The 19,926-nt window shown below is 54.4% G+C and carries 14 protein-coding genes; 9 read left to right on the top strand and 5 right to left on the bottom strand.

Annotated elements, in window-relative coordinates; translation table 11 throughout:
• Positions 1-106: 106 nt before the first annotated feature.
• The 4 genes from raiA to SQ11_RS10905 form a co-directional block, all read right to left on the bottom strand.
• Positions 107-667: a ribosome-associated translation inhibitor RaiA gene (gene raiA, locus SQ11_RS10920; protein WP_041514206.1), complete on the bottom strand. Its 561-nt coding sequence runs from the start codon at positions 665-667 to the stop codon at positions 107-109.
• 263 nt (positions 668-930) lie between these two features.
• Entirely contained in the window at positions 931-1,371 is a 441-nt protein-coding gene (locus SQ11_RS10915) for a universal stress protein (RefSeq protein ID WP_041514205.1), read from the bottom strand.
• Positions 1,372-1,499: 128 nt separating this feature from the next.
• A complete protein-coding gene (locus SQ11_RS10910) occupies positions 1,500-2,927 on the bottom strand; it encodes an RtcB family protein (RefSeq protein WP_041514204.1) in 1,428 nt (475 codons plus the stop codon).
• Between the two features lies 1 nt (position 2,928).
• Complete coding sequence (locus tag SQ11_RS10905) at positions 2,929-3,345, bottom strand: archease (protein WP_041514203.1); 417 nt, start codon at positions 3,343-3,345, stop codon at positions 2,929-2,931.
• 220 nt (positions 3,346-3,565) lie between these two features.
• Between SQ11_RS10905 and polX the strand changes: the two genes are divergently transcribed.
• From polX to SQ11_RS10880, 5 genes are all read left to right on the top strand, one after another.
• Entirely contained in the window at positions 3,566-5,287 is a 1,722-nt protein-coding gene (gene polX / locus SQ11_RS10900; RefSeq protein ID WP_041514202.1) for a DNA polymerase/3'-5' exonuclease PolX, read from the top strand.
• Between the two features lie 284 nt (positions 5,288-5,571).
• Positions 5,572-6,210: a phosphoribosyltransferase gene (locus SQ11_RS10895; RefSeq protein ID WP_041514201.1), complete on the top strand. Its 639-nt coding sequence runs from the start codon at positions 5,572-5,574 to the stop codon at positions 6,208-6,210.
• Positions 6,211-6,505: 295 nt separating this feature from the next.
• Entirely contained in the window at positions 6,506-7,216 is a 711-nt protein-coding gene (locus SQ11_RS10890) for an ABC transporter ATP-binding protein (RefSeq protein ID WP_041514200.1), read from the top strand.
• Entirely contained in the window at positions 7,197-9,758 is a 2,562-nt protein-coding gene (locus SQ11_RS10885; protein ID WP_368730366.1) for an ABC transporter permease, read from the top strand. Before SQ11_RS10890 ends, SQ11_RS10885 begins: the two co-directional genes overlap by 20 nt.
• Positions 9,758-10,954, top strand: a complete 1,197-nt coding sequence (locus SQ11_RS10880) for a carotenoid 1,2-hydratase (protein ID WP_232297974.1) — start codon at positions 9,758-9,760, stop codon at positions 10,952-10,954. The genes SQ11_RS10885 and SQ11_RS10880 overlap by 1 nt, the downstream gene beginning before the upstream one ends.
• 95 nt (positions 10,955-11,049) lie before the next feature.
• On the opposite strand, the gene djlA is transcribed toward SQ11_RS10880, so the two are convergent.
• The gene (gene djlA / locus SQ11_RS10875) at positions 11,050-11,823 is read right to left on the bottom strand and encodes a co-chaperone DjlA (protein WP_041514199.1); all 774 of its coding nucleotides are present in this window, start codon (positions 11,821-11,823) and stop codon (positions 11,050-11,052) included.
• Between the two features lie 236 nt (positions 11,824-12,059).
• On the opposite strand from djlA, the gene SQ11_RS10870 reads away from it, so the two are divergent.
• From SQ11_RS10870 to SQ11_RS10855, 4 genes are all read left to right on the top strand, one after another.
• Positions 12,060-12,779, top strand: a complete 720-nt coding sequence (locus SQ11_RS10870; RefSeq protein WP_041514198.1) for a glutathione binding-like protein — start codon at positions 12,060-12,062, stop codon at positions 12,777-12,779.
• 239 nt (positions 12,780-13,018) lie between these two features.
• On the top strand, positions 13,019-13,723 hold the full coding sequence (locus SQ11_RS10865; RefSeq protein ID WP_041514197.1) for a response regulator: 705 nt from the start codon (positions 13,019-13,021) through the stop codon (positions 13,721-13,723).
• Between the two features lie 409 nt (positions 13,724-14,132).
• Positions 14,133-17,705 (top strand): DUF5801 repeats-in-toxin domain-containing protein, encoded by a 3,573-nt coding sequence (locus SQ11_RS10860; protein ID WP_052494179.1) that lies wholly within the window; start codon positions 14,133-14,135, stop codon positions 17,703-17,705.
• 490 nt (positions 17,706-18,195) lie between these two features.
• Positions 18,196-19,914: a type I secretion system permease/ATPase gene (locus SQ11_RS10855; RefSeq protein ID WP_041514196.1), complete on the top strand. Its 1,719-nt coding sequence runs from the start codon at positions 18,196-18,198 to the stop codon at positions 19,912-19,914.
• Positions 19,915-19,926 lie beyond the last annotated feature (12 nt).

The following is a 19,926-nucleotide window of genomic DNA, read 5'->3' as shown; positions in this document are numbered from 1 at the left end:
CAGTATCCATCTGGCCCCGTAATCCGGTCCGGGTAGCGCTTGATCAGCCGCGCGTCCATCGAACTGGCAGGGAATACGAAACTGAACACCGCGCGCCTGGCGTTCCCTAGCCTTCTTCTCCTTCCGAAGGGTGATGCTTGCCGGCGCTCACGCGTTTTGCCTGAAAACCCTCGCTGCCGATATCTTCCAGGAACTTTACCTCGCTGCCGGCTTCCAGTTTGTCAAAGTTATTTTCAGCGAGGTTATCCCGGTGAAAATATAATTCCTCCCCGTTGGGCGTCTCGATGAAACCATATCCTTCCTCGGCAATCAGGCGCACCACCTTGCCACGTATGACTGGTGCGTGTGCCTTGACATCCCCGCGCTGACGGTGCCCGTAGTCCTCAAGCTGGCGCCTTGCGGCATCGAAGGCGTCGCGCAGCGCGACGTACACATCCTCATCCGCCTCGCGGTTGACTACCAGCTCTTTGCCCGGCACGGTAATATCGAGACGCACGTTGAACATGCGTCCCTGATGTTTATGTTTGTGTGGAACTTCGACTACCACCCGGCATCCCATGATGTGCGGATAGAACGTCTCGAGTTTTTCCGCTTTTTGCCGGATGTGGCTTTCCAGTGCTTCAGAATGTGGCACATCACGCGCAGTGATTTGCAGCAGGAATTTCATGACGTGTTTCCTCCTGATGATTTATGTTGTACCGTTCATGTAAAGTGGGACGGCATGGTTTCATAATAGACGATGCTTGAGGCCGATGTTGACCCAGGTCACCGGGGAATCCGTGGAACTTAAGGAACCGAGGCGGAAATGCAGCTGGATCGGATTGGATTCTGACGATTTTTGAAAGTGGATAATGGTGCTATGGATGGAGGAAGCGGCGGAATATGGAAGAGTGGCTTCCGATGCTTCTACACGGCCTTTGCAGGCAGCAGCTAGGCACCCCGAATCAGTAGCACGGGGACGTGCGCCGTACGAACCACTCCTTCGGCAACACTCCCGAACAGAACACGGCTGAAACCGGAACGGCCGTGGGTGCCAATTACGATCAGATCGGCCGGCCAGCGTTCGGCTTCTTCCACGATTACACTGGCGATACGTTCACCTTGTGCTTCCAGCAGATTCATTTCCGCAGCCATACCTGCCAGCTGCACCACCATTTGTGCGCATGCCAGTATTTTCTTGCCATTGCTTCTCAGTGTTTCCTGCATTCCAGCGTAGTTGATGTAACTATCGCTGTCCAGCAGGCGCAGATCCTCCACTACATACACCAGTTCCAACTGTGCGCTTTGTGCCCTGGCGAGCCTGATGGCTTCCTGCAGCGCGCGGTCGGCGGTCGCGCTGCCGTCAATGGGTACGAGAATATGTTGATACATGGATATCTCCTGATGGTAAATTTCTGGATCCGGCCCCTCGGGCAAACTCTCCATAAAGAAAAGTCCAATAACGAGAAAAGCCTTCGCAGACCATACGGCCGGAACGAGGGCCTCTGCCGGACCTTGAGCTACCCTTTAACACATACTTTCGGTCGGAGGAAAGCAACCCGGCGTGCCAGCCCCGCTTGTTCTGTCACTTCTGCAACCAGGTCGACATCCTTGTATGCTCCGGGAGCTTCTTCCGCCACGCCTCGCATCGAGCGCGAGCGAATCAGGATGCCTTGTTGCGCCAGTTCGCTTATCAGTTCGCGGCCGTGCCACCGTGCCAATGCCTTGTTGCGGCTCATGGCACGGCCCGCGCCGTGGCTTGACGAGGCAAATGCCTGATTTCCGCTAGCGCCCGCAAGAATATATGAGCCGGTACCCATGCTACCGCCGATGACGACCGGCTGCCCCGCCGCGCGGTAGCGTTCGGGCAACATGGGGTGACCCGGACCGAATGCGCGCGTCGCGCCTTTGCGGTGCACATGGAGCCGCCTGGGCTTACCGTCAATTTCGTGCGTTTCCACCTTACAGGTGTTGTGCGAGACATCGAATAACGTTTCAAGCGTTGCATGGGGATAAATCTTGGCAAAGGCCGTGCGCGTCAGATGGGTCAGAATCTGCCGATTGGCGAGTGCGCAATTGATCGCGCTATTCATCGCCCCGATATATTGCTGGCCTTCAGGGGATTCGATCGGCGCGCAAGCCAGTTCCCGGTTGGGCAAATGGATACCGAGACGACCAGCCGCCTTGGCCAGCAAAATAAGATAATCAGTGCCGATTTGATGCCCCAGACCGCGCGAGCCACAGTGTATCGAAATCACGATTCCGCCCTCACGCAGGCCGAAAGCCGCTGCGGCGGCTTCATCATGAATTCGCTCCACCACCTGGACTTCAAGGTAATGATTACCCGAGCCAAGCGTTCCCATTTCGCCCCGCTGGCGCTTTTTCGCCAGCTCCGATACGTTATCCGGAATCGCGCCGGCAACACGGCCGCGTTCTTCAATGTACTCAAGATCCGCGGCATTGCCATAACCCTGTCGTACCGCCCAGAGCGCGCCATCCTGAAGTACCTGATCGAGCTGTGCCGGATTCAGTTTTATTTCGCCCTCTTCCCCTACGCCGGCGGGGATCGTCCGGAACAAGGTATCCGCAAGCTCCTTAAGGCTTGGCGTAGCGTCATACAAATCAAGATTACTGCGCAAGCAGCGTATGCCGCATGAAATATCGAAGCCGACCCCGCCGGCGGAAATTACGCCGCCTTGTTCGGCATCGAATGCGGCGACACCGCCTATGGGAAATCCGTAACCCCAATGTGCATCCGGCATGGTCATGGCGGCACCGGCCAGGCCAGGCAGAGAAGCGACATTGGCAATTTGCTCCAGCACTTTATCATCCATGCTGACCAGCAAGGGCGCAGTACCGTAAAGCAGCACCTCCGCCCGCTTGTCGCCGGGATGGCGCGGGAAGCTCCAAAGATAGGGCTGCAGTGGGTGCAACTGGTTTAGATTCATCTCATACGTCCACGACGCAACGCGCTTCCCATCCTGGTCCTGTTTGTTTCACCGAAAGCATGGTCAGGGTTGCGCCTTTTACTTCGACGCCGCGCTCCAGGCCGGCACGCCATTTTTCGCCCGATGCCTCGGCGCGCCACCAATTGCCATGGCGCTGCACATGGAAGCGGCTGAAAACCATGTCCAATTCATGTGAGCGACCCAGCAACACATTCAGCCATGTGACAAAGGCGAATTCAAGGTCGGCCTCTTCGAACTCAAACGTTACCGTAGAGGTCGGCTGCACTGCGCCGAGATGGGTGATAATGGCAAATACCGCTTGCGCTCCAGTCTCGAACGCTTGCTCGATAGTTGAACCGCGGCCGACAATGCCTATGTCGGCGTCATGCTCGAAATACCGCGGAGATTCGGTTGGCATAGGCGGATTCTCTTCTATCTCGATTCAGGGCCATGATTCATTATAGTCACTCTGGTAAAACTCGCTGGCCGGAGTCCCGCATGGCCGCGGACAGAGTCGCCTTCCCCGGATCGCCCAATGATTCCCGGCATATACTAAACTTTGAATGGAGAACATAAAGCGCGTTCCGTACTGAGCAGCCAGCAGGGCTGCGCACATAAAGATCGACCGGAAAATACGTATGCCACGCCATAATGCCGATATCGCCGCGATCTTCGAGGAGATTGCCAACCTGCTTGAGATCCAGGGGGCGAATCCGTTCCGCATACGTGCTTACCGTAATGCCGCGCGCATCATTGGTGAGCTTTCGACGGAAGCCTACGTACTGATGGAAAGGAATGAGGACCTGACGCGCTTCCCAGGCATCGGTCACGACCTTTCGGCCAAAATAACGGAGATTGTCGCCACTGGCCGCTGCAGCTTACTGGATCGCCTGCACATGGAACTTCCCGCCGCCGTTGCTGAGCTTTTGAAAGTCCCCGGCCTGGGTCCCAAGCGGGTGAGGCATCTCTATCACGATCTGGATGTGCAGACCGTCGAGCAACTCTACTGTGCCGCGCGTGACGGCCGCATTCGCGTTCTGCCAGGTTTCGGCGAAAAGACCGAACTGAATATCCTCCAGGCAGTGGAAACACACGCCGATCAGGTACGTCCCAAGCTGGCGGTAGCGGCACAATATGCCGATGCGCTACGATCGTTCCTGGCGGGAGTGCCTGGCGTAATGCGAGTCACGGTCGCCGGCAGTTTCAGGCGGATGCGCGAGACCGTTGGCGATCTGGATATCATTGTTGCGGCAACGCCGGATAGCACTGTCATGCAGCATTTCATTGCCTATGACGAGGTTGCCGAAACGCTGCTGGTTGGCGCCACACGTGCCAGCGTTATTCTCAAATGCGGTATTCAGGTCGATTTGCGCGTGGTAACCGAAGAAAGTTACGGCGCCGCCCTGCACTACTTTACCGGCTCCAAGGCCCATAATATTGCCGTCCGGCAGATTGCCCAGAAACACGGATTAAAAATCAACGAATATGGCGTATATCGGGGAAAAACCCGTATCGCGGGTGAAAGCGAGGAGTCGGTCTATCATGCTGTCGGCCTGTCCTATATTCCGCCGGAGTTGCGTGAAAACCGGGGTGAGATTGCGTTGGCGCGTATTGGATCTCTGCCACGACTGGTGGAGCTCGGCGATCTGCGGGGCGACCTGCATGTCCACACCAAATTTGCCAACGGTCACAACACGCTGCGCGAAATGGCGCTTGCCGGCCAGTCGCTGGGTCTGGAATATCTTGCCATTACAGATCATTCGCGCAGCCTTGCCATCGCTCGCGGTCTCGACCCGCAACGCTTGGCGCGTCAGTGCAGGGAAATCGAAATACTTAACGAAGAGCTGGAAGGCATTACTTTGCTCAAGGGGATAGAGGTGGATATCCTGGAAGATGGCAGCCTCGACCTGCCAGATCACGCCCTTGCGCAACTCGACCTGGTTGTGGGAGCGGTGCACAGCAAATTCGGGCTTTCGCGAACCAGGCAAACAGAACGCATCTTGCGCGCCATGGCACATCCTCACTTCACCATGCTTGCGCATCCCACCGGACGGATTATCCAGGAACGCGCACCCTGCGACATCGATATGCCGCGCATCATTCGTGAAGCCGGACGCCGAGGTTGTTTCCTCGAACTCAACTCCCAGCCCGGCCGTCTTGACCTGCTCGACATCTATTGCCAGATGGCCAAGGAAGAGGGAGTACTGGTCAGTATCAATTCCGGCGCACACAGTACTTTTGAGTTCGACAACCTGCGTTTCGGCATTGGTCAGGCACGCCGTGGCTGGCTGGAAAAACAAGATGTACTCAATAGCCGCCCCCTCAGCGAGCTTCGTGCGCTTATCAATCGAACGATGTAGGCAAGACAACGGCAGCCTACATGTTATCGGCTTCGCGCTTGCTGCAAAGATTGTTCATGATGAAGAAATTGAAAAACCGCCTAAGCCGCCTATACTCCAAATAGGTGCCAACCAATTTTGCGCGAGATGGATGTCAAACCTGAATCCGGTAGTTGACCGCTCATTTGATAGATCAGCATTATGATTAATAACAATATTCCGTATTATTTGACTCTCGCCTTCCGGATAAGGCCGCTACAGGCCAACTACCGGATTCAGGTTAACGAGTCATAGCGAGAGATGCCGTGATTTTTACAAACCGGATTACAGCAGCCCAACAACTTGCGGCGGCTCTTTCTGAATATCGGGACAAACACCCGCTGGTGCTGGCAATTCCAAGAGGCGCGGTACCGATGGCGAAAATCATTGCCGGAGAGCTGAATGGTGAACTGGATGTGGTGTTGGTACGTAAACTTCGCGCGCCGGGCAATCCGGAGTTCGCCATTGGTTCGGTCGATGAAAGCGGTTGGACTTATCTTGCGGATTATGCCCCGCAAGTGGGGGCGGACAAGGAATACATCAGGAATGAAGTTTCCACACAACTGGAAACAATACGGCAGCGCCGATCTCAATACACGCCCGTGCGGCAGCCGATTGATCCCGCCGCACGCATCGTCATCGTAGTCGATGATGGGCTGGCCACCGGTTCGACTATGCTTGCAGCGCTGCATGGGCTCAGGGCGAAACAACCCGCCGAGTTGGTGTGCGCAGTACCGGTGGCTCCCTCCGACACGCTGGAAAAGGTGCGCAGCAATGCCGATCGCATAGTATGTCTCTCGACTCCCTTCAACTTTAGAGCTGTTGCACAATTTTACTTGGATTTCCCGCAAGTGACGGACGAAGAGGTTATCGCCATTCTCGCTTCTTCCGGCCACGACTGCTGATGCAGCTGCAAGTCCAGCAGACTGGCGGATAAAAAGTGACTGAGCGAGGATAGATTCCCGAAACGATGATCAGATGCCACGGCGCCAACTCGCATCCAACGGTAACGGCTGAGGGTTAACCGTTACAATAGCGCTTTTGTTTAAGATAATTTCAGTGCAATCTCGCCTTCCTGCCGGAGGTTTCCGCCCACTGCGCTTGCTGGACCGGGTTATCGTTGAAAAATACGGTTTTGCTCCGTGTTGCGTGGTTTCGCTCCATGTCGCGTGCCGGCTCGATAGTTAAGCCCGATCAACAATGCTGGAACTGCGTCATATTGGTAAAGCGTATGCGAACGGACAGCGGGTGCTGACCGATTTATCCTACACCCTGGGTGCCGGCGAGTATGTGGCGATAATGGGTGAATCCGGCGTCGGCAAATCAACGCTGTTGAATTTGATCGCCGGTTTGGATACCCCCGATGCTGGAGAGATACTGATTGACGGCATTGCCATGTCCTCGCTGGATGACGACGCGGCAACCCGGCTGCGCCGCAAGGCGTTTGGATTTGTCTTTCAGGCATTTCATATCCTGCCGCATCTGACGCTGGGCCAGAATATAGCCCTGCCCTTGCTGCTGAATGGTGTCGCGGGTGAGCGTAGTGAAGAACGGGCCGGGCAAATGCTGGATGCGGTCGGTCTCCACCATAGGGGACAGCATTTTCCGCGCCAGCTATCCGGGGGAGAAATGCAGCGCGTCGCTATCGCCCGTGCACTGGTACATCGCCCTAGATTGATCCTCGCCGACGAACCGACCGGCAACCTTGATCCGGATACCGCACATGACATACTCATGCTGATGCGTGCAGAAATCAAGGCGAATGGCGCATCCGGCATCCTCGTCACGCATTCGCACGCGGCAGCGGCAACGGCGGACCGGGTGCTGGTGCTTACAAAAGAAGGGCTCTATCCGGCAGATTCAGCCCCTCCGGCGGGCTCGCATCAAAACGATGATGAAGTGGATAAATAGGGGCACGCTGTCGCGCTGGTTGTTGCTGGGTGAATGGAAAGCTCATCTGATGCAGGCTGCTGTCGTTATCATTGCAATCGCGCTTGGCGTAGCGCTCGGGTTTGCGATTCATCTGATCAATTCGGCTGCCTTCAACGAATTCTCTGCCGCCGCCAAAAGTCTCTCCGGCCAATCCGATTTGCAGGTGCGCAGCACCCAGGCGACCTTCGCCGAGTCACTTTACCCTGCTCTGGCGAAACACAGTGATGTCGAGCTTGCCAACCCGGTTTTGGAACTCGATGTTGCCGTTCGCGATAATCCGGATAAACGAAAAAATACCACCCTGAAGATTCTCGGACTGGATATTTTTCGTGCCGCGGACATTGCGCCTGACTTGATCGGCATTCCGGCCGAAGACAGGCTATTCGATATTCTGGCGGACGATGTCATTTTCCTTTCCCCCGCCGCAATGGAATGGCTGGGAGTAAAACGGGGCGATTCTCTACCGTTGCGCCTGGGGACACAAACCATCGTGCTGCGGGTTGCAGGCGGCCTGGTGCGAACCCGGGCGGGACAACGTATTGGAGTCATGGATATTGGCGCGGCACAGTGGCGCTTCCAACGTATCGGTCAATTGTCCCGCATCGAATTAAAACTGATGCCGGGCATCAATCACGAGGCGTTCAAAACCGCGTTGGCGCGGGAATTGGGTGAGCGATACGTTGTTATGGAAACCGCGGACCAGGAAGCGCGTGTCGCCAATATGTCGCGCGCCTACCGCGTCAACCTGAATATGCTCGCCCTGGTGGCGCTGTTTACCGGCGCATTTCTGGTATTTTCGACACAGGTGCTGTCGGTTGTCCGGCGGCGTCACCAGTTTGCGTTGCTGCGGGTGCTCGGACTCACGCGCAAGCAACTGTTGGGACAGATTTTATTGGAAGGAGCGATTTTTGGCACCCTTGGCTCGCTGTTCGGTCTTGCTCTGGGCTATGCGATCGCTGCGGCAGCGCTGAATGTTTTCGGTGGGGACCTGGGAGGGGGTTTCTTCCCTGGCATACAACCGAGCGTGCATTTTGACCCGGCTGCGGCCGCGATCTTTTTCATGCTGGGATTAGGCGTCACCTTGTTGGGCAGCATGGCTCCCGCCTGGGAAGCCGCAAACGCCCGTCCGGGATCAGCGCTCAAGTCCGGAAGCGAAGACGCCTCGCTTTCGAAACTGGCCACCCCTTGGCCCGCCCTCGCCTGTCTGGCATTGGGGGGCTTGCTCACGCAACTGCCGCCGATTTTTAACCTGCCGGTTTTTGGCTATCTCGCCGTGGCACTATTGCTGATTGGCGGCATTGCACTCATGCCACACCTTTCGGCATTGATTTTTTCCACTATATTTTTGATGGTAACCCGGCGCATATCCGACGCCATGCCGGCACTGGCGCTGGCGCGGCTGGCTAATGCGCCCAATCAGGCCGCTGTCGCTTTGGGAGGCGTACTGGCAAGCTTCAGCCTGGTAGCCGCGATGGCAATCATGGTTACCAGTTTTCGTGTGTCGGTTGATGATTGGCTCAGGCATATTCTGCCAGCCGATTTATATGTCCAGACGGCGGCAGGCGGCGATACGCGCGGCCTTACACCGGATGAAGTAAAAGCGATCGCCGCTGCGCCGGGCATCTCCCGCGCCGATTTTTTCCGCTCATCGCAACTGGTGCTCGATCCGAGCCGGCCCAGCGTTGCGCTGATTGCCCGCCCCATTGACATGACCGATCCCGCCAATACCTTGCCGATGACCGGTGAAACCATCGCGTCTGCCCAGCTCCCGAAGGATGCGATACCCATCTGGATATCGGAAGCAATGGTCGATTTATACGGTTACACTCCCGGCAAGCGAGTAACCTTGCCGATAGGTGCATCCCCGCCGGATTTCATAGTCGCCGGCGTATGGCGCGACTATGGACGGCAATTCGGCGCAATTCAGTTACAGTTGACAGACTACCAGGCACTGTCTGGCGATCAGAAAGTGAACGATGCAGCACTTTGGCTGCAGGCGGGTGTAACTCCCGAGCAAGCGGTTGCATCATTGAAAGGCTTGCCGTTCGGCGCCGCACTGGAATTTTCGGAGCGCGGCCAGATCCGCGCGCTAAGCCTCAATATTTTTGACCGTAGCTTTGCGGTTACCTATCTACTGGAAGCAGTAGCGATTATCATAGGGTTGCTCGGTGTGGCGGCCAGCTTCTCGGCGCAGACATTGGCACGCACCAAGGAATTCGGCATATTGCGCCATATCGGGGTGACGCGCCGCCAGATTCTCGGTATGCTGGCGATGGAAGGCGGCTTGTTGACTGCGCTGGGCGTTGCGCTTGGCTTTTTGCTCGGCTGGTGCATCAGCCTGATTCTCGTCTTCATCGTGAATCCGCAGTCTTTCCATTGGACCATGCAGTTGAGCCTGCCGTGGAGTGGGCTGGTTACCGTAGCTCTGGTATTACTGCTGTCGGCAGCATTGACTGCGCTGATGTCCGGGCGTCATGCCGTTTCGGGCAATGCGATACGTGCGGTGCGAGAGGATTGGTGATGTATTTTTTTAAGCGCGATCCCATTTGCATGAGGGGTTCTCCCGAAAGCGAGCGCCGGATTATGCGCCTCGCGAGAATGATGGTTCTCTCGCTGCAGCTGGTTGCCGCTTGTGCTGTCGCTCAATCACCTCCCGATTCATCTTCCGCGCCAATGTCTCCGTCTCCTCCTCAGTTACCTCGATTGCCCCCTCAGTTTTCCCCGGTGGTTTCCGGCGTAGCGCTTGCCTTTCCCCATGACTTCGGCGCGCATCCAAACTTCCGTACCGAGTGGTGGTATGTAACCGGCTGGCTGGAGACGCCGGATAAAAAACCACTCGGCTTCCAGATCACCTTTTTTCGCGCCGCGACCGAAGCCGATCGCGCCAACCCAAGCCGCTTTGCCCCCAAGCAACTTATTATTGCGCATGCGGCGCTGTCGGATCCAGCCATCGGAAAGCTGCTGCACGATCAGAAAAGCGCACGCGAGGGCTTCGGCCTCGCCTATGCCAAAGAAGGCAATACAGACGTAAGACTGGACGATTGGAGCATGGTACGCGAGGAGAACGGCCGCTATGAGAGTACCATCAAGGCACATAACTTTACCCTACGCTTATCCCTCACGCCTTCCCAGCCGCCGATGAAGCAGGACAAAAACGGTTTCTCACGCAAGGGACCTCGGCCGGAACAAGCCAGCTACTACTATAGCGAACCGCATTTACAGGTCTCCGGGACGATTACCCGCGACGGCAAGCCTATGCCCGTAAGCGGCACCGCCTGGCTCGACCACGAATGGTCCACCGCATATCTCGACCCGGATGCCGATGGATGGGACTGGGTCGGCGCCAGTCTCGACGATGGCTCCGCCTTGATGGCATTTCGAATTCGAGGGAAGGACGGCAGCAAGGTATGGGCTTACGCTGGACTGCGCGATGCATCCGGCCATATCACGCTATACGAGCCGGAACAGGTGCATTTTCATCCACAGCGCACCTGGCGCTCACCGAGAACGGATGCCACCTATCCCGTGGCAATGCGGATTCAAACCGGTTCGACCGAATGGCTGCTTACACCACTGCAGGATGACCAGGAACTCGACTCGCGCCAATCAACCGGCGCGGTCTATTGGGAAGGCGCGGTCACAGTTACGCGTAATGGCAAGCCCGCCGGCCGCGGTTATTTTGAAATGACCGGCTATGTAAAGCCGCTGAAACTGTGAAAATATTACTTACAGTCGTATAACACCGCTGCCGCACGGCCTATGTCCTGGCGTCAATACCTGCTCAGCTCAGACTCCCGAGCAGCTATCAGTATCTACATATTGCGGCTTTTTTTAATCAAATCATAAGCGGTCTGGACTTCCTGGGTTTGTGCGGTAGCCATGGAAATCATATCTTCTGGAACCCCCTGACCCATTAATTTGTCGGGATGATACTGGCTTATCAGTTTCCGATAAGCGCGTTTGATTTCCTGATCGCTGCTCTCCTTGCTGACACCCAGCGCCTTGTAAGCATCATCCAAAGCGCTGGCGGAGGTCGTCTGTCCGCCGGCGAAGTGTGATTGGCCTAAAACCATCTCCAGCAATTGCTTGAATGCAGACTGATCATAGCCCAGATGAAAAGCAAAATCTTTTAACAAACCTTCTTCAGCCGCATCCAGCCGCCCATCGGCCAGCGCCATGACAATAAGGTAGACCAGCAACATCTGCTTCAGGCTGTTTGTATGTCCGCAAACCGCCATGAATTCGTTCAGCTTGGAGTTGATATCAAAATCTGCGGCCGTCCCTTGCTTGAACAGGGCGATTGCCAGTTGCCGATGCTCGGAAGACATTCCCAGCTTCCGCATGAAGTCTTCAACATGATTGATCTCATCCTGGGAAACATGACCATCGGCTTTGGCAAGCTTTCCCATCAAGATAAAAACAGTCTCAATGAAAACTGTCTGGCGATGGGCGCTAGTGAGTGGGTTAATGGCACCCGCACCATAAGCCTGATAACGATCGATGATACTGCCGACGATATATCCGGCGAATGCACCGAAAATACCCAGGAAGTAATAACCTAATAAAATTCCAATTATCTTAAACAAGGGAATCCCTGAGATTAATGTGAAAAAATGGAGTCATAAATCAATTATTGCTGAAATACAGATTTCCTGGTCGATATGCTTGGTTGACATGAGGTTGCTCAAGATCATTATTATGAGCGGGAATCCGGGTGGCTTCCACCATCCCGAGCAAGTGTTTACCATAATTTCGCTGCCCCATCATCGAGGATGCAGCAAGTGCAGCAGTTTTCGTGTAAGCCACAATAAAGGAGAGACAGATGATCGAGTTACATTCGAGCCCCACCCCTAATGGGCAGAAGGTGATGATTATGCTTGAGGAAACCGGAGTCGAATGGAAGCATATCGACGTCAATATCGGGACGGGTGACCAGTTTAAGCCCGAACACCTCAAACTTAGCCCCAATAACAAAATTCCCGCTATTGTGGATACCGAAGGACCAGGGGGCGCCCCATACACGATGATGGAATCCGGCGCCATCCTCCTTTATCTCGCGGAAAAAACCAGAAAGTTTCTGCCAAAGGATGCATGCAAGCGCTATGACACGATGCAGTGGCTGTTTTTCCAGGTGGCGCATATCGGCCCCATGTTCGGCCAGGCCAATCACTTTAACGGCCAGACCCAGGATAATCAATATGCGCGAGACCGCTACAACAACGAATCATTGCGCCTGTATCGCGTGCTGGACAACCGGTTACGCGAGTATCCCTGGCTCGCTTGCGACGAATATACCATAGCCGATATCGCAACCTATCCGTGGTGCAAAGGACATAAGGATCGGGGTGTCGACAGCATTGCCTTTCCCAACTTCATGCGCTGGTTCAAGGCCATGGAAGCACGTCCGGCTGTCCAGCGCAACAATGAGATGGCGGTCGAAATTCGCGCGCGCATGAACAAGGCGGCGGAGGGTGAGCCGACTATCAACATTTACGATACCAAAGACAATGCTGACCGGCTGACACGCGCCACGTCGCATTAAAGTCCCCAGCCGCATGACGCCCGCTATTGGGCGTCGCAACCACCGGGTATCACGCGACAAACTTCTCCTCCTTTCGGGGTAACAATCGAGTTCCCTGTTGCTACTCCACTAGTACTATTCCACTAGTTCTCTAGGACTACCGAACTACTCGCAGTATGTTCGGTAGCCAACAGATGAACGCGCCAAAGGTGATTAATACTATTTTCTCACGACATGCTTCTCATTGAAGAGTAAAAACTATGGCTGATCAAATTGTTACACCTATTCGGGTTTTGCTAATTGACAGCCACCGTATTGTTCTTTTTGGACTAGAAAAGCTGATTGATAGTCAACGACCCAAGATGGAAGTGGTTGGCCGATTCACAAACTGCTCCGAGGCTCTCTCCCAAATGGAGAGATTGTCTCCCGATGTGATTCTGCTCGACCTGGATCTCAGTATTGAGAATGAAGTAGATATTATTCTGCGGTTAATTGCCACCTCAAACGCAAAGGTTTTAGTCTTCACCGGGTTACATCATCCTGTGGCGTATGATAGAGCCATTCTTGCCGGTGCCAAAGGTATTGTTGAAAAAAAAGAAGCGGAGGAAACAATTTTAAGAGCAATTGAGAAAGTTCATGAGGGCCAGCTTTGGCTGGACAACGCTAGTATCAGCAGACTTATCAAGTTTGCGCATCAAAAAACCGCTAAAAATGGCAACATAGGCGAGAAAAAACTGAAGACCCTTACCGTCCGGGAGAGGGCTGTCGTGGCGACCGTAACATCTCATGCCGGAGTGCCCTGCAAGGTGATCGCGGCGACAATGAATATAAGTGAAAGGACGTTACGTAACCATCTCAGCGCGATCTATGAAAAACTTGGCGTGACCAACCGCGTGGGGCTATGGGCTTATGCGCACACGCATAGCTTGAACAAGCCCTCCTGGAGGCATTCTGATAGTATTTAGCGAATCAAAGAGAAACGAAGCAAGTAAAGAATTAAAAAACGATATTGAGTTCATCCAGGCAAGAATCCGCCTGATCCTTCCTTAGGGAAACAGCAGCTCGACCGCTTGGGTTCCATCCCTTCCACATCCAAAGCTGCAGCAAACACACACTCATGGGCACCTGTTTCCGTTTCTCTATCGCCCCATAGACTGCAACTTGAATAATCCCTATGAATCAAGTGAACGAGCCAGTAGCTTCGTTGCTGGTAGTTTATATCTATTTCTCGTAGTACTTTTCTCCTATTCAAAAAAGGACCTTTGACTCATGGCAATTTTAAAGCCAAAAAGCTAGCCTGAAAATGTTCATAGTGGCGGCAGAAACATTCGTCAGGAAAACTCTTAATCTACCTATCTATTGGGGGAAGCAAACATGGCTATAATAACCGTAGACACATCAGTAAACCTCACGCTTGACGAGTCGGCCGGGTTGCAGAACTTGACCGCCACTCCTGCACCGGCTGGCGACGCAGACGACAATGATATTCTTGTATCGTCCCTTCCCGCGGCCTTCTCTACCCGGTTGACAGCGCTTGGAGCAGGAACCCCAACAGTTGGCGCCGCCTTAAGCGGCTATACCGGCGCTGTAGGGAACACTGGCAGCAATATTGTCAGCATCACGCCAGCACCCGGCGGAACCATTACCGATCTCGGCCTCGTCGGTCCCGGTGGCGCGCCGCTTAATGGATTGGATAGCGGCCTCGACACCCTTGACGGCGTCAACATTCTCCTCTTTACGGATACGAACAACAATATCGTCTTGGGCCGTGCAGGTGCTGCTGATGGTCCGATCGTGTTCGCTCTTTATTTGGAAGAAATCGGAACGCCGGTGTCGGGCGCCAAAATGTGGTCTGTGCAGTACGCTCCTCTCAAGAATACAGACCCCACCAACCCCGACGACTCGCTTAATCTACTGGATAAGGTCTTTGTAGGCGCCAGTCAGGATCTGACATTCAGTCTTGCGAATGCGCCTTCGGGGCAGAACCTGTTCCTGATGTTTACGACGGCGAACCCGACAACTGTTAACGATGGCGGTGTTATCAGGATCACCGATCCCGCCATCATAGCCACTGGAAAGGATCCGGCAAACCAGTCTACCGGGGTAAATATAAATACTGGCGACACGATCAATAGCAGTCAGGGGGGTGGTACGACCACCTTCGGCACCAACAGCCAGATGATAACCGAGCAGGAAGGTATTCGGTTCTCGTTCGTGACGGGTGCCCGGCAGAATGTGACTATTCCCAACCTGGATCAGAACGAGGCGGATGTCGAAGCCAACATCGACTTTACCAATGTTTTCAATGCAAGAGCGGCCACTTTCGACATTGTCCAGTTACAGAGCGGCAAGAGTGCCGTCGTTAAAGTCAGCGCCTTTAGCACTGCGGCCGAACCAGGTGTAAATTTCATTGACGGATATGGGAACGATAGCTCAGTTGCAATTACGCACGTCAAAGTCACGCTAAATGGAACCGTCCTCATCGATACGGGTGTCAATGCAACAGCTAACGGCGTGACAGTAGCTTTCAACGCCGGCGTGGCGACAATATCCGGAGTAAAAGCGGGCGAGAAGATTGAATACACCACAACGGCCGATCACAACCGCGTGCTTATCGAAAACGGAGCCGCACTTAACGCAACCGGTGATACTCATGCCGATTTCGATATTGGTGGCTTCAAGCTGCTTCAAGTCTCCACAGCAACAGCCGAAGTCGGCTCCCATGTAAAATTCGAGGACGACGGGCCGAGCATCAACACCACCGGCGTGGAGCCGGTGCTGACGGTGGACGAGACAGTGCTGGCGACCAACGACACCAAGAACTTTGCCGCCAACTTTACTTCCGCGTTCGGGGCGGATGGGGCGGGCACGCTGGCCTTTGCACTGGGCATCAGCGCCTCCGGGGCGGATTCCGGGCTGGTGGACACGGCCAGCGGCAACCACGTGTTCCTGTTCCTGAATGCCGGAGTAGTGCAAGGCCGTGCGGGCACGGACGCCGTGACGGCGGCCACTGGCCCCATCGTATTCACAGTGAGCGCAGCGGCCAATGGCAACGTCACACTCGACCAGCTGCGGGCAGTGGTGCATCCTGACACGACCAATCCCGATGACGCGAAGACCCTGTCGGCGGACAACCTGGTGACTTTGACCGGGACCATCACCGACAAGGACGGCGATCATGCGAGCGCCACCCTCAACATCGGGGCGAACCTGGTGTTCGAGGATGATGGGCCGACGGTATCCGCGAACAATGTGGTGAAGCTCGATGACGATGCACTGAGCGGCGGTAATCCGGGTGGCACGGGCGATGACATCGATGCGGAGAATGTCTCCGGCACGCTGGGTCACAGCTTCGGTGCGGATGGCGGCTCGATTGCCTACCTGACTACGGGTGCGCCGTCGGGCTTCAGTTATGTGGCTGACGGTGACAACCTGCTGGTCAAGCAGGGCACGACCACGGTCTTGACGCTGACGCTGAACACCGCGACGGGCGCCTACATCGTGACACAGAATGCGCCAATCATGCATGCGGCGGGGCTGGACGAGAACAACCAGGCGTTCGCCATCAACTACCGGGTAACCGATGGAGATGGCGACACGGCGGATGGCACGCTGGCAATCAATGTTGATGACGACACGCCGACGCTTGATTTCGGCAACTTGGTAGGCACCGGCACCATCGCCCCGCAATATGGGGAATGGAACGGGTCTGTTGGCGCTGATCAACCGGGTAACCTGGACATCTCTTTGAATCAATTCCAACTTGTCAGACCGGATGGTACGACGATCGATGGGTCGAGCTTCACATTCGATGAACTGGCGGGATCTCCTAATGCCTCCGGTGATTTCCTCTTTGCAGGCTCGCTGACCGCCGACTTCGACAATATTGCAGGCACAGCCGATACGACGGTGGACTTCACTCTTACGGCGTTGCATGATGGCCGCTATGTATTTGACCTGGAACAGGGATTTGGATCGACGATCACGTTCAGCAGTGCCGACGGATCCCTCGATGCGGGCGGCCCGGATCCTGTGCGAACCCTGACTATCCCCCCTGACGAGCAAGTAGTCTTTTTCGGTGTGCAGGCTACGACCTCTGATAGTGACATAGTATCCGCAATTGGGCTGGGAGAACCCGATCTCACCGAGGCACAAATTGAGGCGGGAGGTTTTTCATTTCTTGGTTCCGCAAACATGAATGTCAGTACTTCCGGCATAGGAATCGGCAATAACAACCTGGATGGGAACAGCACGGCAGGAATAAACGCCGGCGATGAAAGCTTTGTCATCAATCCCGAAACTTTATTAACCGGCATGAAAGTTTTCATCGACAATTCGGTACAGGGCTATGATCCAACGACCGAGGAGTTGTACTACAAGATTTTCTTCGATGACGGCACTAATTCAGGCAATGTAAAAGTTTTGAGTGGTGATTTGACCGCGGAGGCAGGAGGGCAAACATCCTTTGCCATCGATACACAGGGTTCAAAGCTGATCGACTCTGTTCAACTCACCATGGGTAAGGGTGTTATCAAGATTCCGGTGATTGAGTTCATCCAGGCGACCGAAAATCTTGCCAGCGACATTAAACTTGACCTCACCGCGTCGCTGACGGATGCCGATAGCGACACGGCAACCAGTAATTTTTCGGTTGACCTGTTCGCCAACGACCTGAGTGGGACTTTCGACTTTACACTGCTCGGTGCTTCCAGCGACCTGGACGGCTTCAATGTCGATCTGGCTGCTTCTGAAGATGCCTACAGGATCGAGGGTTTTGATACGTCGGCTGACACGCTGTTTCTTCTCGGGGATTTAGGTGCTGGTGTTTCGATTAATAATACCGGGGCTGACAGCATCGTCTCCGTAACTGAGACTGGAGGCGCGCAAACGACTGTTATCACCGTGGTGGGAGTGGACCTTGCCCTGACGGATATTGCTCTTGTATAGCACCTCTACTTGACGTCATCCGATGTAGATTTTGTAAAAAAACATTTCTCCCGCCAACCACAAATTGTGGTTGGCGGGAGAAATGTAGCTTGGGAAAAACTTTTGAGACGATAGTCCATTGCACAAGGCGGCTTTCTTAAAGTGAAAGTGGCGAGCTTTCCCGGTTCCGGGTTCTTTGTCTATCTGAGCCAACCAGGCAGCAAGACCCTTTTCAGTCCTGGCCTGAAAGAGCGCGATCTATGAAAGATGAAAGACTTGGAGTGACCGACCGCATGGGGCTGTGGATTTACACGCCTACCCACGGATTGAACAGAATTCCAGCTTAGAGAATGACTGGCCAGTTTCGCCTTTCATCCCGACCCAGGCCCGAGTTCATTGCAGGATCCGGTGTACAGGTGCATGCCGGAGGTTCTTGCTTCCTGTTTGCCAAGGTCAGGATGGGGAACAAATTGCGTTTTTTGTTGTGCTCAACAATGCCAATTGAGGTTGAATGAGTTACCAGCTCAAAATTCCCCAAACCGAGATTGCGCAAGCCCTCGTAAGTTTCAAGGGGGCATTCAGAACCGTCGGCATTTTTAGCGCCATTATCAATCTGCTGTTACTGGTGCCAGCCCTGTACATGTTGCAGGTTTATGATCGTGTCCTGGCCAGTCGCAACGAAACAACGCTGTTGATGCTGACATTGATAGTGCTCGGGGCCTATCTGTTCATGAGCGCACTGGAGTTTATACGCAGCTTTGTGCTGATCCGGGTTGGCGCAAAGCTTGATGTGACGATGAACAAGCGGATTTATACAGCGGCCTTTGAGCAGAATCTGAAACGTGCGGGTGGTAATGCCGGGCAAGCATTGCAGGATCTCACGGCTATCCGCCAGTTTTTAACAGGTCAAGGCTTATTTGCCTTCTTCGATGCGCCGTGGTTCCCAATATATTTGACCGTCATTTTCCTGTTTAACCCGTTACTGGGTATGTTTGCGCTGATTGGAACGGCGGTGCTGGTTGTTCTGGCCTTTGTCAATGAGGCGGTGTCGAAAAAACCACTGGAAGACGCCAATGCCATGGCAGTGGCATCAAGCAATCTGGCGACCAATAACTTGCGCAATGCAGAAGTAATAGCGGCAATGGGCATGTTGCCTAATTTGATATCGCGCTGGTTCAAGCTGCATAGCCATTTCCTGCAATTGCAAGCGGAAGCCAGCGAAAAGACCGGAACCATCGGTGCGATCACAAAGTTTGTCCGCTTATCGTTGCAATCGCTGATACTGGGCCTGGGGGCGCTACTTGCGTTGGAAGGCAAGATTACACCGGGGATGATGATTGTAGCCGCCATATTGATGGGCAGAGCGTTGAGCCCGGTTGAGCAATTGATCGGGATATGGAAAAGCTGGAGTAGCACACGTAGTGCTTACCAACGCTTGAATGAACTGTTGGAGGCCAATCCAGCGCGTGAAGCGGGAATGTCCCTGCCCAAACCCCTTGGGCAAGTTTCGGTCGAAGCGGTGACAGCAGTACCTCCCGGCTCTAAAGTGGCTATTCTCAGGAACCTGAGTTTTGCAATTGAGCCCGGAGATGTACTCGGGATCATTGGAACCAGTGGAGCAGGTAAATCCACCCTGGCACGATTGCTGGTCGGTATTTGGCCGGCTGCGATGGGTGAAGTGCGTTTGGATGGTGCAGATGTTTATCAATGGAATAAAGATGAGCTGGGTCCCCATATGGGTTATTTGCCCCAGGATATTGAGCTGTTTGCCGGAACCGTTAGCGAGAACATCGCTCGTTTTGGTGAGATTGATTCGCAAAAAGTGATACTGGCAGCCAAGCGTGCGGGGGTGCATGACATGATTTTGCAATTTCCCCAAGGCTACGATACTCTCCTGGGAGATGGCGGGGCCGGACTATCAGGCGGGCAAAAACAGCGACTTGGTCTGGCACGGGCAATGTACGGCGACCCTTCGCTAATCGTTTTGGACGAGCCGAATTCAAATCTGGATGAAATGGGTGAGCAGGCGTTGATTGCGGCGATTAATGACCTACACAGTCGTGGAAAAACCATTGTAATGATTAGCCATCGCAGTAGCGTCCTTCGCGCCACCAATAAATTATTGCTGCTACGCGATGGAAAAGCACAATTGTTTGGCCCAAGCGATCAGGTATTGGCCAGATTGGCCAAAGTAAGTCAGCAACCGTTACAGCAGGTGCAACATGGTTAAGTAGCACAACGA

The organism is Nitrosospira sp. NpAV (assembly GCF_000832065.1).
Taxonomy (GTDB): Bacteria; Pseudomonadota; Gammaproteobacteria; order Burkholderiales; family Nitrosomonadaceae; genus Nitrosospira.
The sequence above is the reverse complement of the archived record's forward strand: the minus strand, read 5'-3'. Positions and strand labels throughout refer to the sequence as shown.